Annotated in this window: 21 protein-coding genes and 2 tRNA genes; 7 read left to right on the forward strand and 16 right to left on the reverse strand. The window is 64.9% G+C overall.

Annotated features, from left to right (window positions below):
* Nucleotides 1-4: 4 nt before the first annotated feature.
* The 5 genes from XH83_RS17725 to XH83_RS17745 are packed head-to-tail and all read left to right on the forward strand — an operon-like array spanning nucleotide 5 to nucleotide 4,418.
* Complete coding sequence (locus XH83_RS17725) at nucleotides 5-1,243, forward strand: cytochrome c (RefSeq protein ID WP_194402113.1); 1,239 nt, start codon at nucleotides 5-7, stop codon at nucleotides 1,241-1,243.
* A gap of 8 nt (nucleotides 1,244-1,251) precedes the next feature.
* The gene (locus XH83_RS17730; protein ID WP_194402114.1) at nucleotides 1,252-1,428 is read left to right on the forward strand and encodes a hypothetical protein; all 177 of its coding nucleotides are present in this window, start codon (nucleotides 1,252-1,254) and stop codon (nucleotides 1,426-1,428) included.
* Nucleotides 1,425-1,994 (forward strand): cytochrome C oxidase subunit II, encoded by a 570-nt coding sequence (locus tag XH83_RS17735; RefSeq protein WP_194402115.1) that lies wholly within the window; start codon nucleotides 1,425-1,427, stop codon nucleotides 1,992-1,994. Before XH83_RS17730 ends, XH83_RS17735 begins: the two co-directional genes overlap by 4 nt.
* A complete protein-coding gene (locus tag XH83_RS17740; protein WP_194402116.1) occupies nucleotides 1,981-3,603 on the forward strand; it encodes a b(o/a)3-type cytochrome-c oxidase subunit 1 in 1,623 nt (540 codons plus the stop codon). The genes XH83_RS17735 and XH83_RS17740 overlap by 14 nt, the downstream gene beginning before the upstream one ends.
* Nucleotides 3,603-4,418, forward strand: a complete 816-nt coding sequence (locus XH83_RS17745) for a cytochrome c (protein WP_194402117.1) — start codon at nucleotides 3,603-3,605, stop codon at nucleotides 4,416-4,418. Before XH83_RS17740 ends, XH83_RS17745 begins: the two co-directional genes overlap by 1 nt.
* A gap of 126 nt (nucleotides 4,419-4,544) precedes the next feature.
* Here XH83_RS17745 and XH83_RS17750 read toward each other — a convergent pair whose 3' ends face one another.
* Both XH83_RS17750 and lipA read right to left on the reverse strand, forming a co-directional pair.
* Complete coding sequence (locus tag XH83_RS17750; RefSeq protein ID WP_194402118.1) at nucleotides 4,545-5,015, reverse strand: type II toxin-antitoxin system RatA family toxin; 471 nt, start codon at nucleotides 5,013-5,015, stop codon at nucleotides 4,545-4,547.
* An 18-nt stretch (nucleotides 5,016-5,033) separates the two neighbouring features.
* A complete protein-coding gene (gene lipA, locus XH83_RS17755) occupies nucleotides 5,034-5,990 on the reverse strand; it encodes a lipoyl synthase (RefSeq protein ID WP_194402119.1) in 957 nt (318 codons plus the stop codon).
* A 130-nt stretch (nucleotides 5,991-6,120) separates the two neighbouring features.
* On the opposite strand from lipA, the gene XH83_RS17760 reads away from it, so the two are divergent.
* The gene (locus tag XH83_RS17760) at nucleotides 6,121-6,723 is read left to right on the forward strand and encodes a DNA-3-methyladenine glycosylase (RefSeq protein ID WP_194402120.1); all 603 of its coding nucleotides are present in this window, start codon (nucleotides 6,121-6,123) and stop codon (nucleotides 6,721-6,723) included.
* Nucleotides 6,724-6,725: 2 nt separating this feature from the next.
* Here the strand turns inward: XH83_RS17760 and XH83_RS17765 are convergent, their stop codons facing one another.
* The 11 genes from XH83_RS17765 to XH83_RS17815 all read right to left on the reverse strand — a co-directional run bounded on the left by XH83_RS17765 (nucleotide 6,726) and on the right by XH83_RS17815 (nucleotide 18,728).
* Nucleotides 6,726-9,602, reverse strand: a complete 2,877-nt coding sequence (locus XH83_RS17765) for a valine--tRNA ligase (RefSeq protein WP_194402121.1) — start codon at nucleotides 9,600-9,602, stop codon at nucleotides 6,726-6,728.
* Between the two features lie 126 nt (nucleotides 9,603-9,728).
* A complete protein-coding gene (locus XH83_RS17770; protein WP_194402122.1) occupies nucleotides 9,729-10,508 on the reverse strand; it encodes a PopZ family protein in 780 nt (259 codons plus the stop codon).
* A gap of 304 nt (nucleotides 10,509-10,812) precedes the next feature.
* Complete coding sequence (locus tag XH83_RS17775) at nucleotides 10,813-12,198, reverse strand: TolC family outer membrane protein (RefSeq protein ID WP_194402123.1); 1,386 nt, start codon at nucleotides 12,196-12,198, stop codon at nucleotides 10,813-10,815.
* A gap of 204 nt (nucleotides 12,199-12,402) precedes the next feature.
* Nucleotides 12,403-13,035 (reverse strand): protein-L-isoaspartate O-methyltransferase, encoded by a 633-nt coding sequence (locus XH83_RS17780; RefSeq protein ID WP_194408306.1) that lies wholly within the window; start codon nucleotides 13,033-13,035, stop codon nucleotides 12,403-12,405.
* Between the two features lie 288 nt (nucleotides 13,036-13,323).
* Nucleotides 13,324-13,503 carry a hypothetical protein gene (locus XH83_RS17785; protein WP_194402124.1) on the reverse strand — a complete coding sequence of 60 codons (180 nt, stop codon included), beginning with the start codon at nucleotides 13,501-13,503 and terminating at the stop codon, nucleotides 13,324-13,326.
* 214 nt (nucleotides 13,504-13,717) lie between these two features.
* Nucleotides 13,718-13,792, reverse strand: a tRNA-Asn gene (locus XH83_RS17790).
* A gap of 136 nt (nucleotides 13,793-13,928) precedes the next feature.
* Nucleotides 13,929-14,297 (reverse strand): hypothetical protein, encoded by a 369-nt coding sequence (locus XH83_RS17795; RefSeq protein ID WP_194402125.1) that lies wholly within the window; start codon nucleotides 14,295-14,297, stop codon nucleotides 13,929-13,931.
* Nucleotides 14,298-14,507: 210 nt separating this feature from the next.
* Complete coding sequence (locus XH83_RS17800; RefSeq protein ID WP_194402126.1) at nucleotides 14,508-16,208, reverse strand: flotillin family protein; 1,701 nt, start codon at nucleotides 16,206-16,208, stop codon at nucleotides 14,508-14,510.
* Nucleotides 16,209-16,228: 20 nt separating this feature from the next.
* Nucleotides 16,229-16,891, reverse strand: a complete 663-nt coding sequence (locus XH83_RS17805) for an OB-fold-containig protein (RefSeq protein ID WP_194402127.1) — start codon at nucleotides 16,889-16,891, stop codon at nucleotides 16,229-16,231.
* 10 nt (nucleotides 16,892-16,901) lie between these two features.
* On the reverse strand, nucleotides 16,902-18,065 hold the full coding sequence (locus XH83_RS17810) for a PspA/IM30 family protein (protein ID WP_194402128.1): 1,164 nt from the start codon (nucleotides 18,063-18,065) through the stop codon (nucleotides 16,902-16,904).
* Between the two features lie 402 nt (nucleotides 18,066-18,467).
* The gene (locus XH83_RS17815) at nucleotides 18,468-18,728 is read right to left on the reverse strand and encodes a hypothetical protein (protein ID WP_194402129.1); all 261 of its coding nucleotides are present in this window, start codon (nucleotides 18,726-18,728) and stop codon (nucleotides 18,468-18,470) included.
* A 263-nt stretch (nucleotides 18,729-18,991) separates the two neighbouring features.
* Here XH83_RS17815 and XH83_RS17820 point away from each other — a divergent pair, with 263 nt between their 5' ends.
* Nucleotides 18,992-19,189, forward strand: coding sequence for a hypothetical protein (locus XH83_RS17820; protein ID WP_194402130.1), 198 nt, complete (start codon nucleotides 18,992-18,994; stop codon nucleotides 19,187-19,189).
* A gap of 86 nt (nucleotides 19,190-19,275) precedes the next feature.
* Here the strand turns inward: XH83_RS17820 and XH83_RS17825 are convergent, their stop codons facing one another.
* The 3 genes from XH83_RS17825 to XH83_RS17835 all read right to left on the reverse strand — a co-directional run bounded on the left by XH83_RS17825 (nucleotide 19,276) and on the right by XH83_RS17835 (nucleotide 20,529).
* Nucleotides 19,276-19,422: a hypothetical protein gene (locus XH83_RS17825; RefSeq protein ID WP_194402131.1), complete on the reverse strand. Its 147-nt coding sequence runs from the start codon at nucleotides 19,420-19,422 to the stop codon at nucleotides 19,276-19,278.
* A gap of 203 nt (nucleotides 19,423-19,625) precedes the next feature.
* Nucleotides 19,626-19,699 (reverse strand) — tRNA-Cys (locus XH83_RS17830).
* Between the two features lie 98 nt (nucleotides 19,700-19,797).
* Complete coding sequence (locus tag XH83_RS17835) at nucleotides 19,798-20,529, reverse strand: tRNA-uridine aminocarboxypropyltransferase (RefSeq protein WP_194402132.1); 732 nt, start codon at nucleotides 20,527-20,529, stop codon at nucleotides 19,798-19,800.
* Nucleotides 20,530-20,564: the final 35 nt, after the last annotated feature.

The following is a 20,564-nucleotide window of genomic DNA, read 5'->3' on the forward strand; positions in this document are numbered from 1 at the left end:
GATGATGGGCTCGAAACTGTCGATCACACTCCTGGCCCTGGTTGCGCTGACGACCGTCGCGCAGGCTCAGGACAAAAGCAGCGACATCATCGCGCGCGGCGAGTATCTCGCCCGTGCCGGCGACTGCACCGCCTGCCACACCGCGCCGGAGGGCCGCCTGTTCGCCGGCGGCCGCGCCATGCCGACGCCGTTCGGCACGCTCTACACCTCCAACATCACGCCCGATACGGAGACCGGGATCGGCAAATGGAGCGCGGACGATTTCTACAAGACGATGCACTCGGGCCGCTTCCCCGACGGCGGGCTGATCTATCCGGCGATGCCGTTCGCCTCCTACACCAAGGTCACGCGCGCCGACAGCGACGCGATCTACGCCTATTTGCGCTCGATTCCGCAGGTGAGCCAGAAGAACAAGCCGCATGAGCTGCGCTTTCCCTATGACAACCGCCAGCTCATCCTCGGCTGGCGCACGCTGTTCTTCAGCGAAGGCGAGTTCAAGCCCGACCCGAAGAAATCCGCCGAATGGAATCGCGGCGCGTATCTGGTCGAGGGCCTCGGCCATTGCGGCATGTGCCATTCGCCAATTAACGCGCTCGGTGGCACGTCGCAATCGGACGCCTTCAAGGGCGGCCTGATTCCGATGCAGAACTGGTACGCGCCGTCGCTGACGTCAAACCGCGAGGCCGGGCTTGGCGACTGGAGCATCAAGGACATCACCGATCTGCTGCAGACCGGCGTCTCCATGCGCGGCGTGGTCTACGGCCCGATGGCGGAAGTGGTTCACAACAGCCTGCAGTATCTGAGCGACGAGGACACGCGCGCCATGGCGGTGTATCTCAAGGGCATTGCGGAGCCCTCGCCTCCGCCGCCGGCGAGCTCGACGCTGCCGACCACGGAGAGCAGCCTGCTGATCAGCCTCGGCAAGACCGTCTACGATAAGCAGTGCGCGAGCTGTCACGGCACGCAAGGCGAAGGCAAGCCGCCGCACTGGCCACCGCTCGCCAACAACCAGTCGATCGAGATGCAGTCGGCGGTCAATCCGATCCGCATGGTGCTCAATGGCGGCTATCCGCCGGGGACCAAAGGCAATCCGATGCCCTACGGCATGCCGCCCTTCGCGGGTCTGCTGTCCGACAACGAGATCGCCGCCGTCGTCTCCTACATCCGCACGGCCTGGGGCAATCGCGGCACGCCGGTCTCGGCGCGCGAGGCCAACGAGCTGCGTTCCGCGCCGCTGAACTGAGACATCGCATGATCAATTCCGATCCCCCCACCAGCCCAGCCGCCGCCGACCAGGCCGTCGAGGAGGTCGTGGCGCAAGGCCCCTCCGGCGCGATCGTGCTCGCCGGCATCGCCACGGCCTGCGTCGTCGCGATGTGGTTCGCCTTCTATCTGTTTGTCTTCCTGCCGCGCGGACCGCTGCAATGACCGCACAGGACACCCACGGCAGCGCCAGCGCCGAGGTTGCGGCCCGCGTCGAGCGGCGCTGGGCCACGATCGCGGTGATCATCATCGTGGTGATGGCGGGGCTTGCGGCTTTCGCCGGCATCCATCGCGCGACCATGCCGCAACCGCGCGTCGAGATCACCGATCCCTCGCGGCTGCATCTGTCCGGAGAATTCGTCGAGAGCAATCTCGGCAGCGTGCTGGAGGCCAACGGCAATGTCACGGTGCACGCGATCGGCCAGCAATATTCCTTCACGCCGGCCTGCATCGTGGTGCCCGTGGACACGCCGATCACGCTGCGCGCCACGAGCGCCGACGTCGTGCACGGCATCCTGATCCAGAGCACCAACGTCAACACCATGCTGGTGCCCGGCTACATTTCCGAGCAGCTGATGCGCTTTTCGAAGACAGGCGACTATCTGATGCCCTGCCAGGAGTTCTGCTCCTTCGGTCACGAGGGTATGTGGGGCAAGGTCAAGGTGATCGACAAGACCGACTTTGCGAACCGCGCAAAGGGTGGCGGGAGGCTGAGCTGTGTTGGTCAATAGGAAGCTCATCCTCGCCCATTTCTGGCTGGCCTTTGTGGTGTTCGGCATCGCGCTGACGCTCGGCGCCTGGCAGATGTTCATCCGCAGTCCGATCGGCACCTGGCTGTCCAACCCTGAGCTCTATTACCGCTCGCTGACCGCGCACGGCACGGTGATGGGCTACGTGTTCCCGACGCTGGTCGCGATGGGCTTCGGCTATGCCATCAGCGAGTCCGCCCTGCAGCAGCGCCTGGTCGGCGTGCGCTGGGCCTGGGCCGGCTTCTGGCTGATCGTGATCGGCAGTGTCATGGCGGTCATCCCGATCGCGCTGGGGCGCGCCTCGGTGCTCTACACCTTCTATCCGCCGCTGATCGGCAACGTCTTCTACTATCTCGGCGTGGTCCTGGTCGTGGTCGGTTCCTGGATCTGGGTCGCGCTGATGTCGATCAATCTGCGGGTCTGGCGCAAGGCCAATCCCGGCGCGCCGGTGCCGCTCGCGATGTTCGCCAATGTCGCGGGCTCTTACTTGTGGGCCTGGACCGCGGTCGGTGCCGCGCTCGAGCTGCTGCTGCAGATCATTCCCGCCGCGGCGGGGCTGAAGGCGACGATCGATGCCGGCTTGGCGCGCGTGTTCTTCTCCTGGACGCTGCACGCCATCGTCTATTTTTGGCTGATGCCGACCTACATCGCCTATTACACCATCGTGCCGCGCGCGATCGGCGGCCGAGTCTATTCCGACAGCATGGCGCGGATCTCCTTCATCCTGTTCCTGGTGGTGGCGATGCCGATCGGCATGCATCACACCTTCGCCGATCCGCAGGTCGGTGCCGGCTTCAAGTTCATCCATTCGGCCTTCACCGCGCTGGTGGCGTTGCCGACGCTGCTGACCGTGTTCACGATCTGCGCCTCGGTCGAGATCGCCGCGCGGCTACGCGGCGGCCGCGGGATGTTCGGCTGGATCAAGGCCCTGCCCTGGGACAATCCGATGATGCTGGCGCTGGCGTTCTCCTTCGTCATGCTGGGCTTCGGCGGTGCCGGCGGCCTCATCAACATGAGCTACCAGCTCGATGCTTCCATTCACAACACGCAGTGGATCACCGGCCATTTCCACCTGATCTTCGGCGGCGCCATCGTGATCATGTATTTCGCGATCGCTTACGATCTGTGGCCGCATTTGACCGGGCGCGAGCTGATCGACCTCCGCCTGATCCGCACCCAGCTCTGGTTGTGGTTCATCGGCATGATCGTCACCACGTTCCCGTGGCACTGGGTCGGCATCCTGGGCATGCCGCGCCGCATGGCCTATTTCGACTTCGGCGATCCCGCGATCGCGCCACAGGCGCTCTCGGTCACCTTCTCGGCGATCGGCGGCTTCATCCTGCTGGCCTCGGGCATCATGTTCATCGTCATCCTCGCGCGCGGCATGCGCGCGCTGCAGGTTGACGCCGGGCCCTATCGCTTTGCGCTCGCCGTGCACGAACCGAAGACGGTACCGGTCGCGCTCAATACCCATGCGCTATGGGTGGCGCTGATGATCGCCCTCACCCTCACCAATTACGGCTATCCGATCCTGAACCTGGCACTGAGCTCGGGGACGTCGGTGCCGGCCGTCTATGTGGGAGCGCAGTGATGAGCACGCGCGACCTCTTCACCCTCCGCAACAGCCATTTCAGGCTCGGCGTCGGCGTCACCGCCGCGATCCTGATTGTGACTGCGATTGCCGGCTTCCTCGTGCTGCCCTACGCGCAGCCCTGGGTGCAGTTCGCGGGCGTCTGGGACGCGATCTGCAGCGCCGCCGGCGTGCCGCAGCGCGCGGCAACCGTCACCGCGCCTGAGCAGACCAAGCGCCTGTCCGAGGTCGTGCTCACCTCGCACACCCTGTCACGCCCGAGCCAGGAGGCGATCGGTCGCGGGGCGACGCTGGCGCAGCGCTGCGCGATCTGCCACGGCCCGACCGGCGTCAGCCGCGCGGATTCGCCCAATCTCGCCGGGCAATATGCCGCCGTGATCTACAAGCAGCTGCACGATTTCCGCTCGGCGGCGCGCACCAATGCCGTGATGTCGCCATTCGCGGTCAATTTGACCGACCAGGAGATCGCCGATCTCTCGAACTATTACGCCTATCTGCCGCGGCTTCCGGCCTATCATCCAACACCGCAACTGCCGAAGCCGAACATCGTGATCTACGGCGCGCCGATGCGCGGCATCGCGCCCTGCGGCTCCTGCCATGGTAGTCTCGACAACAAGACCGGCAGCCCATGGCTGGAGGGCCAATCGGAAGCGTACATGAAGGCGCAGCTCCAGGCCTTCGCCTCCGGAGAGCGCCGCAACGACATCAGCCAGCAGATGCGCAACATCGCGCGCGCGATGACACCGCAGGAGATCGAGCAGGCCGCGGCGTATTACGCCTCACAGCCGCCGGATGTCGTGAAGGCGGTGGATTGAGGGGGCGGCGCACCGGCCTCTCCGCCGTCATTGCGAGCGCAGCGAAGCAATCCAGAATCCTTCCGCGGAGGGATTTTGGATTGCTTCGTCGCAAGAGCTCCTCGCAATGACGGTGGAGAGAGTATCCTACGTCGACGCCAGCTTCGGCCGCCCGTAGATCGCATCCGCACGCTTTTCGAACGCGGCCGAGAACCGCGCGAAGGCGGCATCGAACATCGAGCCCATCAGGAGCGCCAGCATGCGGCTCTTGAATTCGTAGGACAGGAAGAAACCGACGTCGCAGACGCCCTCACCCTTGGGCTCGAACGTCCAGCGGTTTTCCAGATTACTGAAGGGACCTTGCAGATACTCGGCGAGAATCTTCAAGTTCGCGCGGTCGAGCGTCACGCGGCTGGTGAAGGATTCCTTGACCAGCTTGAACGACACCGTCATGTCGGCCACCAGCACCTCGGTGCCGTCGGGCTTGGCCATCCGCTGGCGCACCTTCAGCGCGCTGCACAGCGGCACGAATTCCGGGTAGCGCTCGACGTCGGCGACCAGATCGAACATCTCGGATGCGCTGTGATTGACACGGCGCTTGCTCGAAAATTTGGGCATGGTGACTCAGATGGCGGTTCAGCGGGCGCTAGCTGCCCGCGCGGCCTTCAGTCTCGCAAAATCCTCGCCGGCATGATGCGACGACCGGGTCAGCGGGCTCGCGGACACCATCAGGAAACCCTTGGTGTAGGCGATCTTCTCATAGGACGAAAACTCGTCCGGCGGCACATAGCGCATCACCGCGTGGTGCTTGCGGGTCGGCTGCAGATACTGGCCGATGGTCAGGAAATCGACGTCGGCGGAGCGCAGATCGTCCATCACCTGCTGCACCTCGTGGCGCTCCTCGCCGAGGCCGACCATGATGCCGGATTTGGTGAAGATGGTGGGATCGAGCTCCTTGACCCGCTGCAGCAGCCGCATCGAATGGAAATAGCGCGCGCCCGGCCGCACCGTGAGATAGCGCGACGGCACGGTTTCGAGATTGTGGTTGAAGACGTCGGGCTTGGCGGCCGCGACGATTTCGAGCGCCCCCTCCTTGCGCAGGAAGTCCGGTGTCAGGATCTCGATCGTGGTCGAGGGACACGCGGCGCGGATCGCGCGGATGGTCTGAGCAAAATGCTCGGCGCCGCCATCAGCGAGGTCATCGCGATCGACCGAGGTGACGACGACATGGGCAAGGCCGAGCTTGGCCGTCGCCTCGGCCACATGCTGCGGCTCGGCCGCATCCAGCGCATTCGGCAGGCCGGTCTTGACGTTGCAGAAGGCGCAGGCCCGGGTGCAGGTGTCACCCATGATCATGAAGGTGGCGTGCTTCTTGTCCCAGCACTCGCCGATGTTCGGGCAGCCCGCTTCCTCGCACACCGTGTGCAAGCCGTTGGATTGCACGATGTTGCGGGTGTCGGCATAGCCGCGGGTGGTCGGCGCGCGCACGCGGATCCAGTCCGGCTTCGGCGGGGAAACGGAATCTGGCCGGTTCACCTTTTCGGGGTGGCGCGGGCGCAACGGGTTCGTGAGGGTATCGACAATAACGACCATGGGGTGTCCGGTCTGTTCAGGTCCTACCTAGTCGGTCTAGCCGTGCATCGCAACCCGGCTCGCCCCGCTTCAGGGAACATGGCAGATATGGGCAATATCCTGCTCTGTTCTCAAGCGATTCTCACCTCGAATGGCTCCAGTCTCGAAGACCTCACCCCCTCGGCTCGGCAAGGCCCTGAAGCGGGCCTTTTTCGACCGCGACGTCCGCGAGGTCGCGTACGACCTGATCGGTGCCACCATGCTGGTCGACGGCGTCGGCGGGACCATCGTCGAGGTCGAGGCCTATCATCATACCGAGCCCGCGGCGCACTCCTACAACGGCCCGACGCCGCGGAACCAGATCATGTTCGGCCCGCCCGGCTTTGCCTATGTCTACCGCTCATACGGCATCCATTGGTGCGTCAATTTCGTCTGCGAGGAGGAAGGCTCGGCCAGCGCCGTGCTGATCCGCGCGCTGGAGCCGACGCATGGCTTAGCGGCCATGCGCCGCCGTCGTCATCTCCAGGACCTGCACGCGCTGTGCTCGGGCCCGGGCAAGTTGACCGAGGCGCTCGGCATCACCATCGCCCACAACACTCTGCCGCTGGACCGCCCGCCGATCGCACTGCATGCGCGAACGGAGGATGTCGAGGTCGCCACCGGCATCCGCATCGGAATCACCAAGGCGGTCGAGCTGCCCTGGCGCTATGGCGTCAGGGGCTCGAAGTTTCTCAGCAAGCCGTTTCCGAAATAGGCTTACGTCGCCTGCTTCAACCGCTCCAGCGCCTCGAGCAGCTTGGTCTTGCGGGCCAGCGCGGCCTCGCGCTTCTCGCGCTCCTCCTCGACGACCTCCTCGGCCGCGTTGGCGACGAATTTCTCGTTCGCGAGCTTCGACTCGGCGCGCTTGATGTCGGCGTCGGCCTTGGCGATCTCCTTGTCGAGGCGCGTGCGCTCGGCGGCGACGTCGATCACGCCCTTGAGCGGCAGCGCGGCCACTTCGCCGCGCACCAGCAGTTGAACCGCGCCGTCAGGAGCACGGTCGGCGAAAGAAATCTCCGACAGCCGCGCCATGCGCTTGACCACGTCGGTCCAGCGCGGCGCGCGCTCCTTGGTTTCAGTCGAGGCGCCCACGAGCACCAACGCGGTCAGCGTCGCCGGCGGGATGTTCATCTCGGCGCGCACCGACCGGATCTGCGTGACGAGGTCGATCACCCAGCCGATCTCGGCCTCAGCCTTGGGATCGGTGAAGTCGGCATGGTCGAAGATCGGCAGCACCCAGGCCGGCGAGACGAGCGGATCGGTCGCCCCCGTCGTCGCAGCCAGCATCGCAAGCTGCTCGGGCGTCGGCTCGGCCTGCTTCAGCGGCCATTGCGCCAATGCGAGCAGGCCGTCACGCTTGGCCGTCACCTCCCAAAGCTCCTCGGTGATGAAGGGCATGAAGGGGTGCAGCAGCTTCAGGATCCCGTCGCGCGCCCAGGCGACCATGGCGCGGGTCTCGTCCTTGGCGGGACTGTCCGGGCCAAGCAGCACGGGCTTTGCGAGCTCGAGATACCAGTCGCAATAGACGTTCCAGACAAAGCGGTAGATCGCGCCGGCCGCATCGTTGAAGCGATAGGCTTCAATGGCCTCGGTCACCTCGCGCGTGGTGTGCGCGCTCTCATGTGCGATCCAGCGGTTCAGCGTCTCCTTCGCCTTCGCCGGCTCGAAACCGTCAGGCACGGCGCAGTGGTTCATTTCCGCGAAGCGGCAGGCGTTCCAGAGCTTGGTCGCGAAATTGCGGTAGCCCTCGACGCGGCTGGTGGCGAGCTTGATGTCGCGCCCCTGCGCCGCCATCGCGGCCAGCGTGAAGCGCAGCGCGTCCGCGCCGTATTCGTCGATCAGGTTGAGCGGATCGATGACGTTGCCCTTCGACTTCGACATCTTGGCGCCCTTCTCGTCGCGGACGAGGGCGTGGATGTAGATCGTCGAGAACGGCACCTCCTTCATGAAGTGCAGGCCCATCATCATCATGCGGGCGACCCAGAAGAAGATGATGTCGAAGCCGGTCACCAGCGCATTGGTCGGGTAGTAGCGCTGCACCTCGGGGGCGTCTTCGGGCCAGCCGAGCGTCGAGAACGGCCACAGCGCCGAGGAGAACCAGGTGTCGAGCACGTCCTCGTCGCGCGTGATGAAGCCTTCGCGCTTGTTGCGGTCGAGCGCCATCTCGCGGCCCTGCTCGGCCGTGATGACCTCCTGCTCGACGTAATAGCCGAGGGCGTGGCTGATCGCCTCCTCCTCGGTCTCGGCGACGAACACCTTGCCGTCAGGCCCGTACCAGGCCGGGATCTGGTGGCCCCACCAGAGCTGGCGCGAGATGCACCAGGGCTGGATGTTCTCCATCCAGTCGAAATAGGTCTTCTCCCAGTTTTTCGGTACGAACGAGGTTTCGCCCGAACGCACCGCCGCGATCGCCGGTTTCGCGAGCGTCTTGGCGTCGACATACCATTGGTCGGTCAGGTACGGCTCGATCACGCTGCCCGAGCGGTCGCCATGCGGCACCATGTGGGTGTGCGGCTCGATCCGCTCGACGAAGCCGAAGCTCTCCAGCCGCTCGACGATGCGCTTGCGCGCGGCGAAGCGGTCGACCCGGTGGAATTCCTCGGCGAATTGCGAGGCGCCTTCCGGCAGATCGCGCAGATAGTCCTCGTTGCCGACGAGATCGAGACAACCTTCCCGGTCGATTACGCTGATGCGGCGCAGGCCGTGGCGATTGCCGACATCGAAGTCGTTGAAGTCGTGCGCCGGCGTCACCTTGACCGCGCCCGAGCCCTTCTCCGGATCGGAATAATCGTCGGCGACGATCGCAATCTTGCGGCCGACCAGCGGCAGGATGACGTTTTTGCCGACCAGCTTCTGATAGCGCTCATCCTCGGGATGCACGGCCACGCCGGTATCGCCGAGCATGGTCTCGGGGCGCGTGGTGGCGACGACGATGAAGCTCGAGGGATCCTCGGGGTTGAAGGTCTTGGCTTCGATCGGGTAGCGCAGATACCAGAGGTGACCCTTCACCTCGGTCTGCTGCACTTCGAGATCGGAGATCGCGGTGAGCAGCTTGGTGTCCCAGTTCACCAGCCGCTTGTCCTTGTAGATCAGGCCGTCGCGGTGCAGCTCGACGAACACCTTGACGACGGCCTTCGAGAGCCCCTCGTCCATGGTGAAGCGTTCGCGCGACCAGTCGCAGGAAGCGCCGAGGCGCTTGAGCTGGTTGATGATGGTGTCGCCGCTCTCGGCCTTCCACTGCCAGACCCGCTCCAGGAATTTCTCGCGGCCCATCTCGCGGCGGCCGGGCTGCTGCCGTTCCATCAGCTGCCGCTCGACCACCATCTGGGTGGCGATGCCGGCATGATCGGTGCCGGGCTGCCACAGCACATCGCGGCCGCGCATGCGCTCGAACCGGCAGAGGATGTCCTGCAGCGTGTTGTTGAGGGCGTGGCCCATGTGCAGCGAGCCCGTCACGTTCGGCGGCGGGATCACGATGGTAAACGGCACGGCGTCACGGCGATCAGGGCGGCCGGCCTTGAAGGCAAGGCTGTCCTCCCACACCACGGACATGCGGGCTTCGATATCGGCGGGCTGGTAATTTTTCTCGATCATGGGGTTGTAGAAAGCCGCGTGTGCGGGTCAAGTCAACGGGAAGCTCAGCGGCTAAGGGCATTCGGCCCGGTCCGCAGGCCGAATATGCCCTGGGAGCAGGGCTTTATCGGGGCCGGACCGCCGGTCTCAGCGGCCGCCGCGCGAGACCCGCTCGATTTCGGCCTTCACGATGCGTTCCACGAGGCCGGGCAAATTGTCGTCGAGCCAGGATTTCAGCATCGGACGCAGCATCTCCTTGACCAGATCTTCCAGCGTCCGTGCATTGCTGCTGAGCACCGTATGGGCCAGGGAATTGAACGCGGATTCGACCGCCGAGACCGTCGACTGCGCGAGCATGGGCTGCTGCGGCGGCAACGGCGGAGCATCGAAATCGACAGGCGCGTAGGACGGTGGCGGCGTTGGGCGCGGCGGCGGCGCTTCGGCGAATTCGAGATCGTCCCGCGGCTCGACCTTGCGGAAGCTCGGTGGCGGCGGAGCCGGTGTCGGGTCCATCGCCATCTCGTCGGTCAATTCGAGCACGTCGGGCTCAGGCTCGGGTTCAGGCTCCGGCTCCGGCGTGCGGACCTCGGGCGCAGGTGTGGCCGCATCGAGCCCCGCCAGCAGCGCGTCGATGTCGTCCTGGCTGTTTGGCGATGCATCCGCCGCAGGTGCGGGAGCTGGGGCTGGAGCCGGCTTTGCGGCCGGAGGTGGCGCGGGCTTCTCAGCGGCCGGTTTGGGCGGTGCGACCTTGGAGGGCGGAATGTCGTTCATCGCCTGCGGCTTCGGCGGGGCTGCGGGGGCCGCGGCTTTCTCGGGCTTGGCGGTCTCGGCCGGCGGTGGCTTGGCCTCGTCGTCGGCAATGATGCGCCGGATCGAGGCCAGAATCTCCTCCATCGAGGGTTCTGTAACCTTTGCAGGCTGCGTCATCTCCGACTCCACATCATCAACGCCCTCGCATGCGTTGTTTTACACCAAGCAGGACAGGATTGGCCGGTTCCGCACCAAGTGGCCCGACATTTTCGTCGCGGCAGCCCGACTTGTCCCCAGATCACGGCTCAACGTGCGGCGGTGCGCCCCTGCCCCCGGCACTCAAGCTTTACGCACACAGCATCAATGCGAGGCGAATCGACCCGCATTCTCTTGGCAAGGCTATGTCAGGGATTTTGACGATTGCAAGCAAAGCGCCGGTCGGCCTCGGCTATTCGCGTGGCCGACCGGACGATTACGGGGATCAGCGCCCGTCAGGCGTGCGCACACCGCCCCAGCTGTCGCGGACTTGATGGTAGTGAACGCTGGGATCGTAAACATTGGTCGCAAGACCCAGGACCTGCGGCGCCAGACGGCCGACGGCGGCGAGGACGTTGTACGATGCGACGACACGGTCATGCTGCGCGGTCACGAGCGCGACGCGCGCATTGACCAGCGCCTGCTGCGCGTTGAGCACGTCGAGCGTGGTGCGCTGCCCGGCCTTGGCTTCCTCGCGCACGCCGTTCAGCGCGATCTCGGACGCCGCCACCTGCGCCTGCGCCGACTGCACCTGCGCCTTGCCGGCCTGCAGCGAGCCCCACCATTGCACGACGGTCGCGCGGGTCTGATCGCGCGTGTTTTCGAGGTTGAGACGTTGCTGAGCCAGGTTTTCCTTGGATTGACGGATCAGCGAATATTCACTGCCACCCTGATAGATCGGCACGGAGATCTGCGCGAGCGCTGTGGCACTGAGCGAACGGTATTGAATCAAAGATTGTTCGTAGGCTTGGGTCACCCCCGCCTGCAGTGTGACTGTCGGCAGCAGAGCGCCCTCGGCGACCTTGACCTGCAGGTAATTGACGTCGATGCCGAACATCGCAGCCGTGACGTTCGGATGCTCGACGAGGCCGAGCTCGACCGCGGCAGCGAGCGTCGCGGGCAGGAAACGGTCCACGGGCGAGCCGGGCGCCAAGTTCGTCGGCTCGTTGCCGATGATGCGGCGGAAGTTCGCGCGCGTCGTGGTGAGATTCGCCTCGGCGGTCAGGGCCTGCGTCCTGCCGGCCGCCAGCTGTGCTTCCGATTGCGCAACGTCGGTGCGGGTCACTTCGCCGACATTGAAACGATCACGGGTCTGCTTGAGGGTCTGCTCGAGGACCCGCACGTTGCTGCGCTGAACTTCGAGCGTCGCCGCGTCGCGCAGATAGTCCATGTAGGTCGTAGCAGCCTGGAGCAGCACGGTTTGATCGAGGCTGCGCAGCGCTTCGCGAGAGCCGGAAACCTGGCTCTCTGCGGCGCGCGTCCTGTTAGCCGTCTGGTTGCCGTTGTAAAGCGTCTGCGAAGCCGTCAGTCCCACGCTCCGGGGATAGCCTTTGCCGTTGACCGGATCGCTGGTGGAGGAACTCTTGAAGTCCGAGTACTGAATGCCCCCGCTCGCCGTCAGATTGACCTTCGGGCGATAGCCGGACAAAGCCTGCGGCACGTTTTCGTCGGTCGAGCGCACCTGGGCACGCTGTGCGTTGAGCTGCGGATTGTTCTGATAGGCGCGCACCAGTGCGGCGTTGATCGTGTCCGCCAAGGCAGGCGTCGGCCCGGCAAGCGCCAGCAACAGGACCGAAACCGCAGCTCCGGTGGAGAGCTTCACCCCATGCATCCCAAAATTTCCGTTCATTCTAACGCCCGGCTCGTGCCCGCGAGCTGGGTTACCGTCTACCGAGTGGAGTCGTTGCCCCGCCGCAACATAGGCTGCGGATTGGCGCGACGGAACTACCTGAGGGTAGTTCCCGGTGGAAACTCTTCACGTGCAGCATCCCGGCCACACTTCTGATTCAGAACGGGATTTTAATGGGCTTTGCCGTCAGAAGACGAAGCCGGCCGCCCGCGCCAGCCCGGGAAGGACCGGGGCGGCGGCGTCGAACAGGGCCCGATGGCCGAATTCACCGTGGGTATGGGTCACGATCACGGCCCGCGGCGGCCTGGATTCGGCGGACACGCCCACCAGGCGCCCGCCCTCCTTCAGCTGCCCGAGCAGGGCTTCCGGCATCACCTCGGCAGCGCCATTGAGGATGATCACGTCATAGGGAGCGGCGGACGGATCGCCCTCGCCGCAGGCGGCGGCCTTGCAGGCGACATTGGCAAGCTTCAGGGCAGCGAAGGCATTCGTTGCCTTCGCGGCCAGCGCCGAATCGCATTCCGTCGCGGTGACCTGGCGCGCCAGCTTGGCGGCCAGCGCGGCGAGATATCCCGTCGCACAGCCGACCACCAGCACGTTGTCGCCCTCGCCGATCTCGGCGGCCTGCAGTAGCTTGCCCGTCAGCTGCGGCTTGATGAGGAAGCGCTTGGCTCCGCCCTCGCTGACGTCAAGATCGAGGTCGAGGTAAGCCAGTGCCTGCCTGTCGGCCGGCACGAAGGCCTCGCGCGGAACCGTGAGCATGGCATCGAGAACACGACGGTCGGTGACGTCATTGGTGCGCACCTGGCCATCGACCATTTTGAGGCGCCGCTTCTCGCTCTCCGCAGCCTGCTTCTTGCGTTCTGCACCCTGGTGGATCTCCAGGGCGTCCGTCCGGTACCCGGATTCGGTCTTGGGAAGCGTGTCATTCTGCGGCATGTCGGGTCTCGCGGTGCCTTGTCGAGGCGGTGCGATCGACAGCTCCAGCCGTCGGTCGCGAGCCAAAATTCGCGGCATCTTTGGAACATGCCCGCCGAAAACGCAACATGACACTCGCCCCTAGACCCGGGGCTTTCCGCAACCTCCCGATCGCAGGGGCAACCAGCCCTACTCGATTGCCACCGCGAGGCGGCCGATCAGAGCTGCGACCTCATCCAGCCGCGCCGAATTGGGCGTCTCGACCGCACGCGCCAGACAGGCGAGGCATTCATCGTCGCTGAGCTCGGGAATCTCGGCCGGCAGAATCGAGGGGGCCATCTGAGAACGGTCGACCTGGATGTCTGTCATGGGAATCAGCTCCGTAAAATTCCGGCAGCTGTCGAAGCTCGATTTCAATTGAGTCGATTTGGCGCCGCCCGCATGGCGTGACGACGCCCATCCACACATCTGCTTGAATGCGATTCCAGGCAGGAATCGCTAAGGCGCTGCTCAGAAACCACTGCAACGAGGTCGCCCGCCGCATGAGGACGCGGCTGCAACTCATTGAATTTACGGCAAGATTTGGCTCCCCGGGCTGGATTCGAACCAGCGACCATCCGATTAACAGTCGGATGCTCTACCGCTGAGCTACCGAGGAAAAGGCGAACCAGTCGTTCGCGCGGGGCTGCGTATAACAAAGCCGCTTGCGCTTGCAAAGGACGAATTCGTCATCATCCGAACGTAGCTGAGGAAGGGCCTGAAAGGTCCCTCCTCCAGGCCGTGACGGCCGATCGCTATTCCGCGAGAAACGAGGTGGTCTTGGTGCCGGGGTCGTAGCGCAGCCGAAGCGCGGTCATCTTGCAGAGATTGACGTTCTTCCACAGCACCGCCTCGTCGTAGTTCTGCCAGTCGACGCGGATGTTCCAGACGCAGCCCTCGTCGTCCTCGTCGAACTCGACATAGGTGCTGGCCTGGTTCTGCAGCACCTTTTCGAGCTCGTTCTCCCACTCGTCCAGCCCATCGTCCGGCGCGTTGAAGCCGAGGAATTTGATGGCATAGCCGGTCTCGTTGACGACGGTGACGTTGCGGGCGTCAGCCGCGAACGCGGGCATGGCGGCGACCGATAAACCGATCGCGATCAATCCAGACAGAAAATACTTCATGTGAAAAATCCTCCGATCGAAACAGGCCTCGGCGCCCGGCGTCGATCGGCGCAGGCGCCGCGGCAACAAAAAGCGTTGCCTCGAGACATGTCCGGAGCGCGATCGAAGGGTTCAACACGCCGTCGATCTGCACTCCGGAACGTTGCGCGACGCGAGACGCGCAGGACTTGTTTCTATCGTTTCGAATTCTCCGCAGCAATGAACGGGCATTCATAGATCGGCGGCGTTTGCCTTCGCCGGCGCAGGCGCAGGCGCCGGCACAGCTGCGCCGTTGCTCTTCCCGGTCACCGCGCCGACCAGCGCCTGCACGGGATCGTCGCCCGGCGCAAAGCCGCTCTGGCGCAGGATCTCGTCGATCATCGGACGCAGCGCGTGGACCTTGAGCAGCTCGCCGGCGAGCCCTTCGCCGAAACCGACATTGCCTCCGCCGGCGCCGTTGCCGCCGAACGCACCACCGGTGTGCAGGATACGGACGTCCTTGAGGTTTGCGATCGGCTTGACCATCTCGGCCAGCGCCAAGGGCATCGTCTCGATCCGCTTCTTGGCGATCTCGAAGTCGATGACGTTGCTGCCGAGCTTGTTCTGCGCCTCGTTCTTCATGGTGATGACGGCGGCCTCGGCCTCACCGATGTTGCGGACGCCGACGGCCTTGATCTTGTTGGATTCGGCTTCCGCGGTGGCCAGCGTCTTCACGGCCTCGGCGCGATCGAGCGAGGCCTTTTTCTCGGCCTCGGCCGCGACGATCAGCTCGGTCGATTTGCGTTCGGCCTCGGTGCGCGCGGCCAGCACCTGGGTGAGACGGGCACGATCGGCGACCTCGACGGCGCGCGCCGTGACGACCTTTTCCTCCGCGGAGACGGCGATCGCTTCGGCGGTCTTGGCTTCCGCGACGGCTTCCGAGGTCTGCTTGCTCTTGGCCGCGATCTGGATCTCGTTCTCCTGCGTGGCGATCTGGATCTCGCGCTGGGCGTCGGTCTTGCGCTTGTTGATCGCCAGATCCGACTCGATCACCGCGGTTTCCTTGACCTGCTTGGCGCCGGCCTCCTTCTCGGCAACCGCCCTATCGGTATCGATGCGGGCGTTCTCCTCGGTCAGGCGCGCGGTCTGGGTTGCGGTCGCGACCTCGGCGCGGGTGCTTGCGGTCTTGTTGGCGATGTCGCGCTCCTGGGAGAGCTCGGCCTCTTTCTTGGTCCGCTCGATGCCGAGGGTCTGCTGCCGCGCCTCGAGGTCCTTCTGCGCAATCGCGACCTCGTTGTCGCGCACGATGGCGTTGCGGTCGCGGCGACGGGTCTCGGTGACGGTCTTCAATTGGGTCAGGCCTTCGGCGTCGAAGAAGTTCTCCGGATTGAAGAACTTGACGTCGGTCTGGTCCAGCTTGGTCAGCGACACCGACTCCAGTTCGAGACCGTTCGACTTCACGTCCGACTCGACCGTGGACTGCACGTGCTTGACGAAGTCCGATCGCTTCTCCTGAAGCTCCAGGATGCTCATGGTCGCGGCGACCGAGCGCAGGCCGTCGACGAACTTCGCCTCCACCTGGTTGCGCAGCGCCTCGGCGTCGTTGGTCAGCGCGCCCAGCGTCTGGCTTGCCAGCGCGATGCTCTCCTCGTCCGGACGAACGCGGACGTAGAACTCGGCGACGATGTCGACACGCAAACGGTCCTTGGTGATGAGGGATTCCCGCTCCTTGCGTTCGACGGTGAGCCGCAGAGTCTTCAGATTGACGCTGGCATAGGAGTGGAAGATCGGCAGGATCATGGCGCCGCCGTCGAGCACGACTTTCTTGCCGCCGAGGCCGGTGCGCACGAAGGCCTCGTCGCGCGTGGCGCGCTTGTAGAGGATGGTGAAGACGATCCCGAGGACGACGATCAGCGCGACGCCGATCATGGCCGGGACTGCGATGTCGAACATGATATTCTCCAATGAATGACCTAGCTGCTGCTTAGAGGTGGCTTCGACGGCTTAAGTTCATCCTCGGCCTTCACCGCAACGAAGCGGGTACCGTCGCGATCGACCAGCAGGACCATGGTTCCCTGCGGCAGCGGCGAGGACGACGGCGCGGCGACCGCCCAGACGAAATGGCGGTTGCCATGGATATCGGCCACGCTGACCTTGCCGGGCGGGCCCTGATCGAGCGGGCCGATGACGACCTCCCCGACGCGGCCGACGAGGTCGCCGAGACCGACGACATAGCTTTCATCCTTGGGAATGACCCGCGCGATGGCCCTGCTCGCGGAGCGCACCAGCGGCACCGAGACGGCAACCGCTCCGACCGAGGCGAGCGTCGCCGGCAAGGGGCCGGCCACCATCCGTGCGATGTCCTGGATCAGGAAGCCTGTGATGGAGAAAGCGCCGAGCAACAGCAACAGAAAGATCAAGAGCGGCACGCCGCCGACATTGATCCAGGAGATCGCGTTGATCACGCCATTGTCGCTGGGATGACCAAAGTCGATGTTGGTGCCGAGCATCTCGCTCAAGGAGGCGCCGACCAGCATCGAGACCACCTCGATCGAGCCGACGATGACGATCATGGCCGCCGCGATCGCGAACGGCCTGACCTCCGGCGACATGACGTGTTCGAGCAGAGCGCTCATGACACGGCACTCAGGAGCGCGACTTCAGCCGCGCCAGCCTCGCCGCAATTTCCTTGTCGCGATGGAGGGTGCTGAGCTCGTCGATGTCGCTCGAATAAGGGATGCCCGGCGGCACGCCGGTGGCCCGCGCCACCGCCTTGCCCGCACGCAAGGCCTTGGCTGCAGCGGACGTGCCGCCCTGCTTGCGGGGCGACGTCGAGCCCTGCTGGCTCGCGGCCGCCTCGCTCTTTTCGAGATCGGCGCGGCGCTGCTCGGCGTCCTGGAGTGCCGACAGCACCGCACGCAGCGAGGTGACACATTGCTCGATCTTCTCGTTGTTCTCGTCGATGGCGCGGGAGAGCACCTCGAACTGCGCCTCCAGATCCATCTGCCGTGCGATGCCGGCACGAGCGAGGTCGTCGCGGCTATCAGCGATCGCCCCTTCGATCTTGGGCACGAGATCGGCCATCTCGCGCTCGATCTCGGTGCGGCGCGCGCTGAGGCGGTATTCCTCGGCACGCGCGGCGGCGAGCGCGTCGCGCGCTTCGCTCTCGGCGCGCTCGATCTCGCGGATGGCCTGGCCGACCACCTTGAGCTTGTTCTTGCCTTCCGCCTGCTCGATCGCGTCGTAAGCGATGCCGGCGATCAGGCGCCCGACCCGGGACAGGAAATTGTCGGGGGCGGCAGCGATGGTATCCATAGCGTTCTCCTCCTCTGGCAGAGTGTTCGGCGTGACGCCGTAGTGAACTTCGAAACCGTCATCGGTACGGACCAGGCGCGCGGGTACGCTGTGTCCCCAGCCCTCGGCATAGCCGGCGTAGTCGAAGGGCACGCTGAAGCGCCCCTCGACGGTCGCAATCGAAATGGTCGCGGGACCCTTGATCTTGGCGAGCTTGTCGTCGAGCGGCAGACGGCGGCCCTGTGCCGCGCGATATTCGGCCCGGTCGCGCAGGCCCAGGGTCACGAGGCGCGAGGGCAGCGCGGTCGCCTTGCGGATCGGGTCATAGGCGTGAGCATGCAGCAGCACGACGTTGGAGCCGACATTGTGGCTCCGCGCGACCTCGTCGAGGATCTCCATCATGCGGTCGTAAGCCCCGAACGTCGCCTCCAGCGCGGCCTTGGCGACCGGGTCGGGGGCAAGCCTGTAACGCAGCGCGGCCGGCGCGTTTCGGGGTGACTGGCTCATGGAAAGCACTAAAGCACCATTTTGGTGCTTTAGGAAGGGGAGACCTGATCACGTTTCCCTGATCCACATGCACGCTACCTGTTAGTCGTCCTGCCCCGGAGCCGCGTTCAAGACCCCACTCACCTGCAGGTCACGGCCGATCAAGACTTCTTGCATCCGCGGGTTGCAATTTGAGACGAAATGCCGGGAGCGTTCGGCACGACTTTTTGCGTCTCGCTCCGGTCTCGTGTCCGGACGCGTGCACCGTAAAACGCTCGGGGTACGAGACCTGCGTTCACCTACCGCTCTCTCAGGGCGACCGGCACCTGCCACCGGTCCACAGCCTGTCCGCAGCATATCCACAGGACCGGTAGCGCGGATTCGTCAGCCAACCGGACGACTTGCTGCGCACAAACCCACAGTCCCGCTAAATCAACCGCCGGCCTGGTCGAACACGCTTCGGCAAGCCTCGCTCAAGCTGGAGCGGTTACGGCGCAGGCAGGCCGTGATGGCGCGGACATTGGGAATTTCGCCGGCGCAAAGCCGGTAGACATCGGGCGTACAGGCCCGGCGCTGCTCCGCCGTCCCTTGCGCGTGGGCAGCGGGGGCGAACAGCGCCAGGAACAGCCCGACGGTCGAGGCGCGGCGCGCCCGGCACTTCACACCCGCAAACCGCAAGAACCTCGCCTTCATGACCAGTCTCCTGTCTGCCCTACCCGCCTCCCGGCCTTGCTGGCCGGCGTCGTGCGAAGGGGTAGGAGAATTAAATCGCGGAGGATGTGATCTCTTTCACACTGGGGATGCTGGGGTGGAACGTAGGTTCCCGACGGGACTTCTTTAGAAATCGCTAACCAATCGGGGCCAGATCGCCGGATCGTTAAAATGCGAACGATCGGCTCAATCGGGTAACAAACCGGCTTTGCGACATTGCGCCATCCGCGTTTTGCGAGGGTGCGATGAGAAGCGAAGCCGAATTCAACTTGCTGCTGGATGCCGTCCGGGACGCCATGCTCATTGAAGATTTCGCTCCCGCGCCGGAGGAGGAATTCGTGCCCCGCACGTGGAGTTTCGACGCGACGCCCAAAGCCGCCAATGACAATGAGGGCGCCTGGCCCCTCCTGCCGTTTCCCGACGGCTGGTACGCGGCCTGCTGAGGGCTTTCTCTTCGCGGTGAACCGAACGCCCGCCTCGCGGGCGTTTTGCTGTGGAGGCCTACGCCGGACGCCCGGCTCGGCAACGATCAATTCTTGACGCGATCCTCGCCATCCTGCGGAGCCCGGTCCGGTGCGGCCGATGGGAAGATGCTGTCATAGATCGCGCGGGCCTCACGGATGAGGCGCGCCCGCTCCAACTCGGATTTCGGGACAAATCGGACGATGTCGCCCATTTGTGGCTCCAGTGCTCGGGTGACGAGACGCATCACTTCGCAGATGCGAACTCTATGCCAGCCGGCCTGAATCGGAGGTTTCCGGCAGGCTCCGGGCAAACCCGGTGATCGCGCCACCGCGCAGCTTGGCGGAGCGCGGGCGCGCAGCATCGGCGGGATCCGCGCCGAGCTTCTAATTATGCCGAGAGATCAGAGGGTTGTGATGGAGGCCACGACCAGAATTGAACTGGTGTACACGGTTTTGCAGACCGTTGCGTAACCACTCCGCCACGTGGCCCCGTAAGGCCGGAGCAATATAGGGGATCAATGGGTTAGGCAACTGCCTTCATCTGACTTTGACCGGAGGCTGTCCCGTACAGGGGATGCGACCCGAAGTCAGGCTCGTTTGCGTCGCCGGAAGTCGCGCCGGGCTTTCGGGACAGGCTTGGGGGCCAATTCCGGCATCTCGGCCTGGACCTCGCGGTAGCGCGTCAACAGTCGTTCAAAGCTCGCATGCAGCGTGTCGGCGATATCAGGGCGCCGCTCGAGGCCCGCGAGAATCGTCGCCGCGGCCTCGATGGTCGACAGCCCATCCTTGCGCGGCTCCTTGCGCAGGCGCCCGTAGCGGGAGGGATGCGCCGGATTCAGGATCACGCGCTGGCACTTGAGCATCCAGGGATTGCGCCACCACAGCGCCTTGGCCTGGCTCCAGGTGCCGTCGAGCAGCACGACACCTTCGAGCTTGCCGAGGATTGCGCGCTGGTTCTCCGCGATCTCGCCCTTGCGGTTGAGTGCGAGGATCTCGCCTTCCGCTTCGAGATCGGCGGCGCGTGCCGAGCCGAGGTAGAGCACGGCCCAGCGCGCGGCGTTCTCGACCGGCCGTCCCAGTGCCTTGGACAGGCTCGGCCAGGACAGTCCGACCCGCACCGTGGCATCGGCGAAATGCTTCGCCAGCAGGCGCGCGGTGCCGAGCGCCCTGTCCTGCTCCTGCGGATGTTGCAGGATCAGGAGCGACAGTCGGTTTTCAATCGGCGTGACGCTGTCGCAGATGCACAGCGGCATCGGCTTCTGGCAATGCGGGCATTCGGGAATCGGATCGGCGCTAGCCGTATCGGGTGGGTTCGACATGGGCGCCGCTATACGCTTGAAGCGCGGCATCAACA

The sequence above is a fragment of the Bradyrhizobium sp. CCBAU 53351 genome (genome assembly GCF_015291745.1).
In the GTDB taxonomy this organism is placed as follows: domain Bacteria; phylum Pseudomonadota; class Alphaproteobacteria; order Rhizobiales; family Xanthobacteraceae; genus Bradyrhizobium.

Bases quoted from the DNA above. Each gene is read 5' to 3' on its own strand.
- XH83_RS17730 (WP_194402114.1), top strand. From the start codon at position 1,252: ATGATCAATTCCGATCCCCCCACCAGCCCAGCCGCCGCCGACCAGGCC.
- XH83_RS17785 (WP_194402124.1), bottom strand. From the start codon at position 13,503: ATGACAGACATCCAGGTCGACCGTTCTCAGATGGCCCCCTCGATTCTG.
- XH83_RS17800 (WP_194402126.1), bottom strand. From the start codon at position 16,208: ATGTTCGACATCGCAGTCCCGGCCATGATCGGCGTCGCGCTGATCGTC.
- XH83_RS17775 (WP_194402123.1), bottom strand. From the start codon at position 12,198: ATGCATGGGGTGAAGCTCTCCACCGGAGCTGCGGTTTCGGTCCTGTTG.
- XH83_RS17760 (WP_194402120.1), top strand. From the start codon at position 6,121: ATGGCTCCAGTCTCGAAGACCTCACCCCCTCGGCTCGGCAAGGCCCTG.
- XH83_RS17750 (WP_194402118.1), bottom strand. From the start codon at position 5,015: ATGCCCAAATTTTCGAGCAAGCGCCGTGTCAATCACAGCGCATCCGAG.
- XH83_RS17735 (WP_194402115.1), top strand. From the start codon at position 1,425: ATGACCGCACAGGACACCCACGGCAGCGCCAGCGCCGAGGTTGCGGCC.
- XH83_RS17820 (WP_194402130.1), top strand. From the start codon at position 18,992: ATGAGAAGCGAAGCCGAATTCAACTTGCTGCTGGATGCCGTCCGGGAC.
- XH83_RS17805 (WP_194402127.1), bottom strand. From the start codon at position 16,891: ATGAGCGCTCTGCTCGAACACGTCATGTCGCCGGAGGTCAGGCCGTTC.
- XH83_RS17835 (WP_194402132.1), bottom strand. From the start codon at position 20,529: ATGTCGAACCCACCCGATACGGCTAGCGCCGATCCGATTCCCGAATGC.
- XH83_RS17745 (WP_194402117.1), top strand. From the start codon at position 3,603: ATGAGCACGCGCGACCTCTTCACCCTCCGCAACAGCCATTTCAGGCTC.
- XH83_RS17795 (WP_194402125.1), bottom strand. From the start codon at position 14,297: ATGAAGTATTTTCTGTCTGGATTGATCGCGATCGGTTTATCGGTCGCC.
- XH83_RS17815 (WP_194402129.1), bottom strand. From the start codon at position 18,728: ATGAAGGCGAGGTTCTTGCGGTTTGCGGGTGTGAAGTGCCGGGCGCGC.
- lipA (WP_194402119.1), bottom strand. From the start codon at position 5,990: ATGGTCGTTATTGTCGATACCCTCACGAACCCGTTGCGCCCGCGCCAC.
- XH83_RS17780 (WP_194408306.1), bottom strand. From the start codon at position 13,035: ATGGTCGATGGCCAGGTGCGCACCAATGACGTCACCGACCGTCGTGTT.
- XH83_RS17770 (WP_194402122.1), bottom strand. From the start codon at position 10,508: ATGACGCAGCCTGCAAAGGTTACAGAACCCTCGATGGAGGAGATTCTG.
- XH83_RS17725 (WP_194402113.1), top strand. From the start codon at position 5: ATGGGCTCGAAACTGTCGATCACACTCCTGGCCCTGGTTGCGCTGACG.
- XH83_RS17765 (WP_194402121.1), bottom strand. From the start codon at position 9,602: ATGATCGAGAAAAATTACCAGCCCGCCGATATCGAAGCCCGCATGTCC.
- XH83_RS17825 (WP_194402131.1), bottom strand. From the start codon at position 19,422: ATGGGCGACATCGTCCGATTTGTCCCGAAATCCGAGTTGGAGCGGGCG.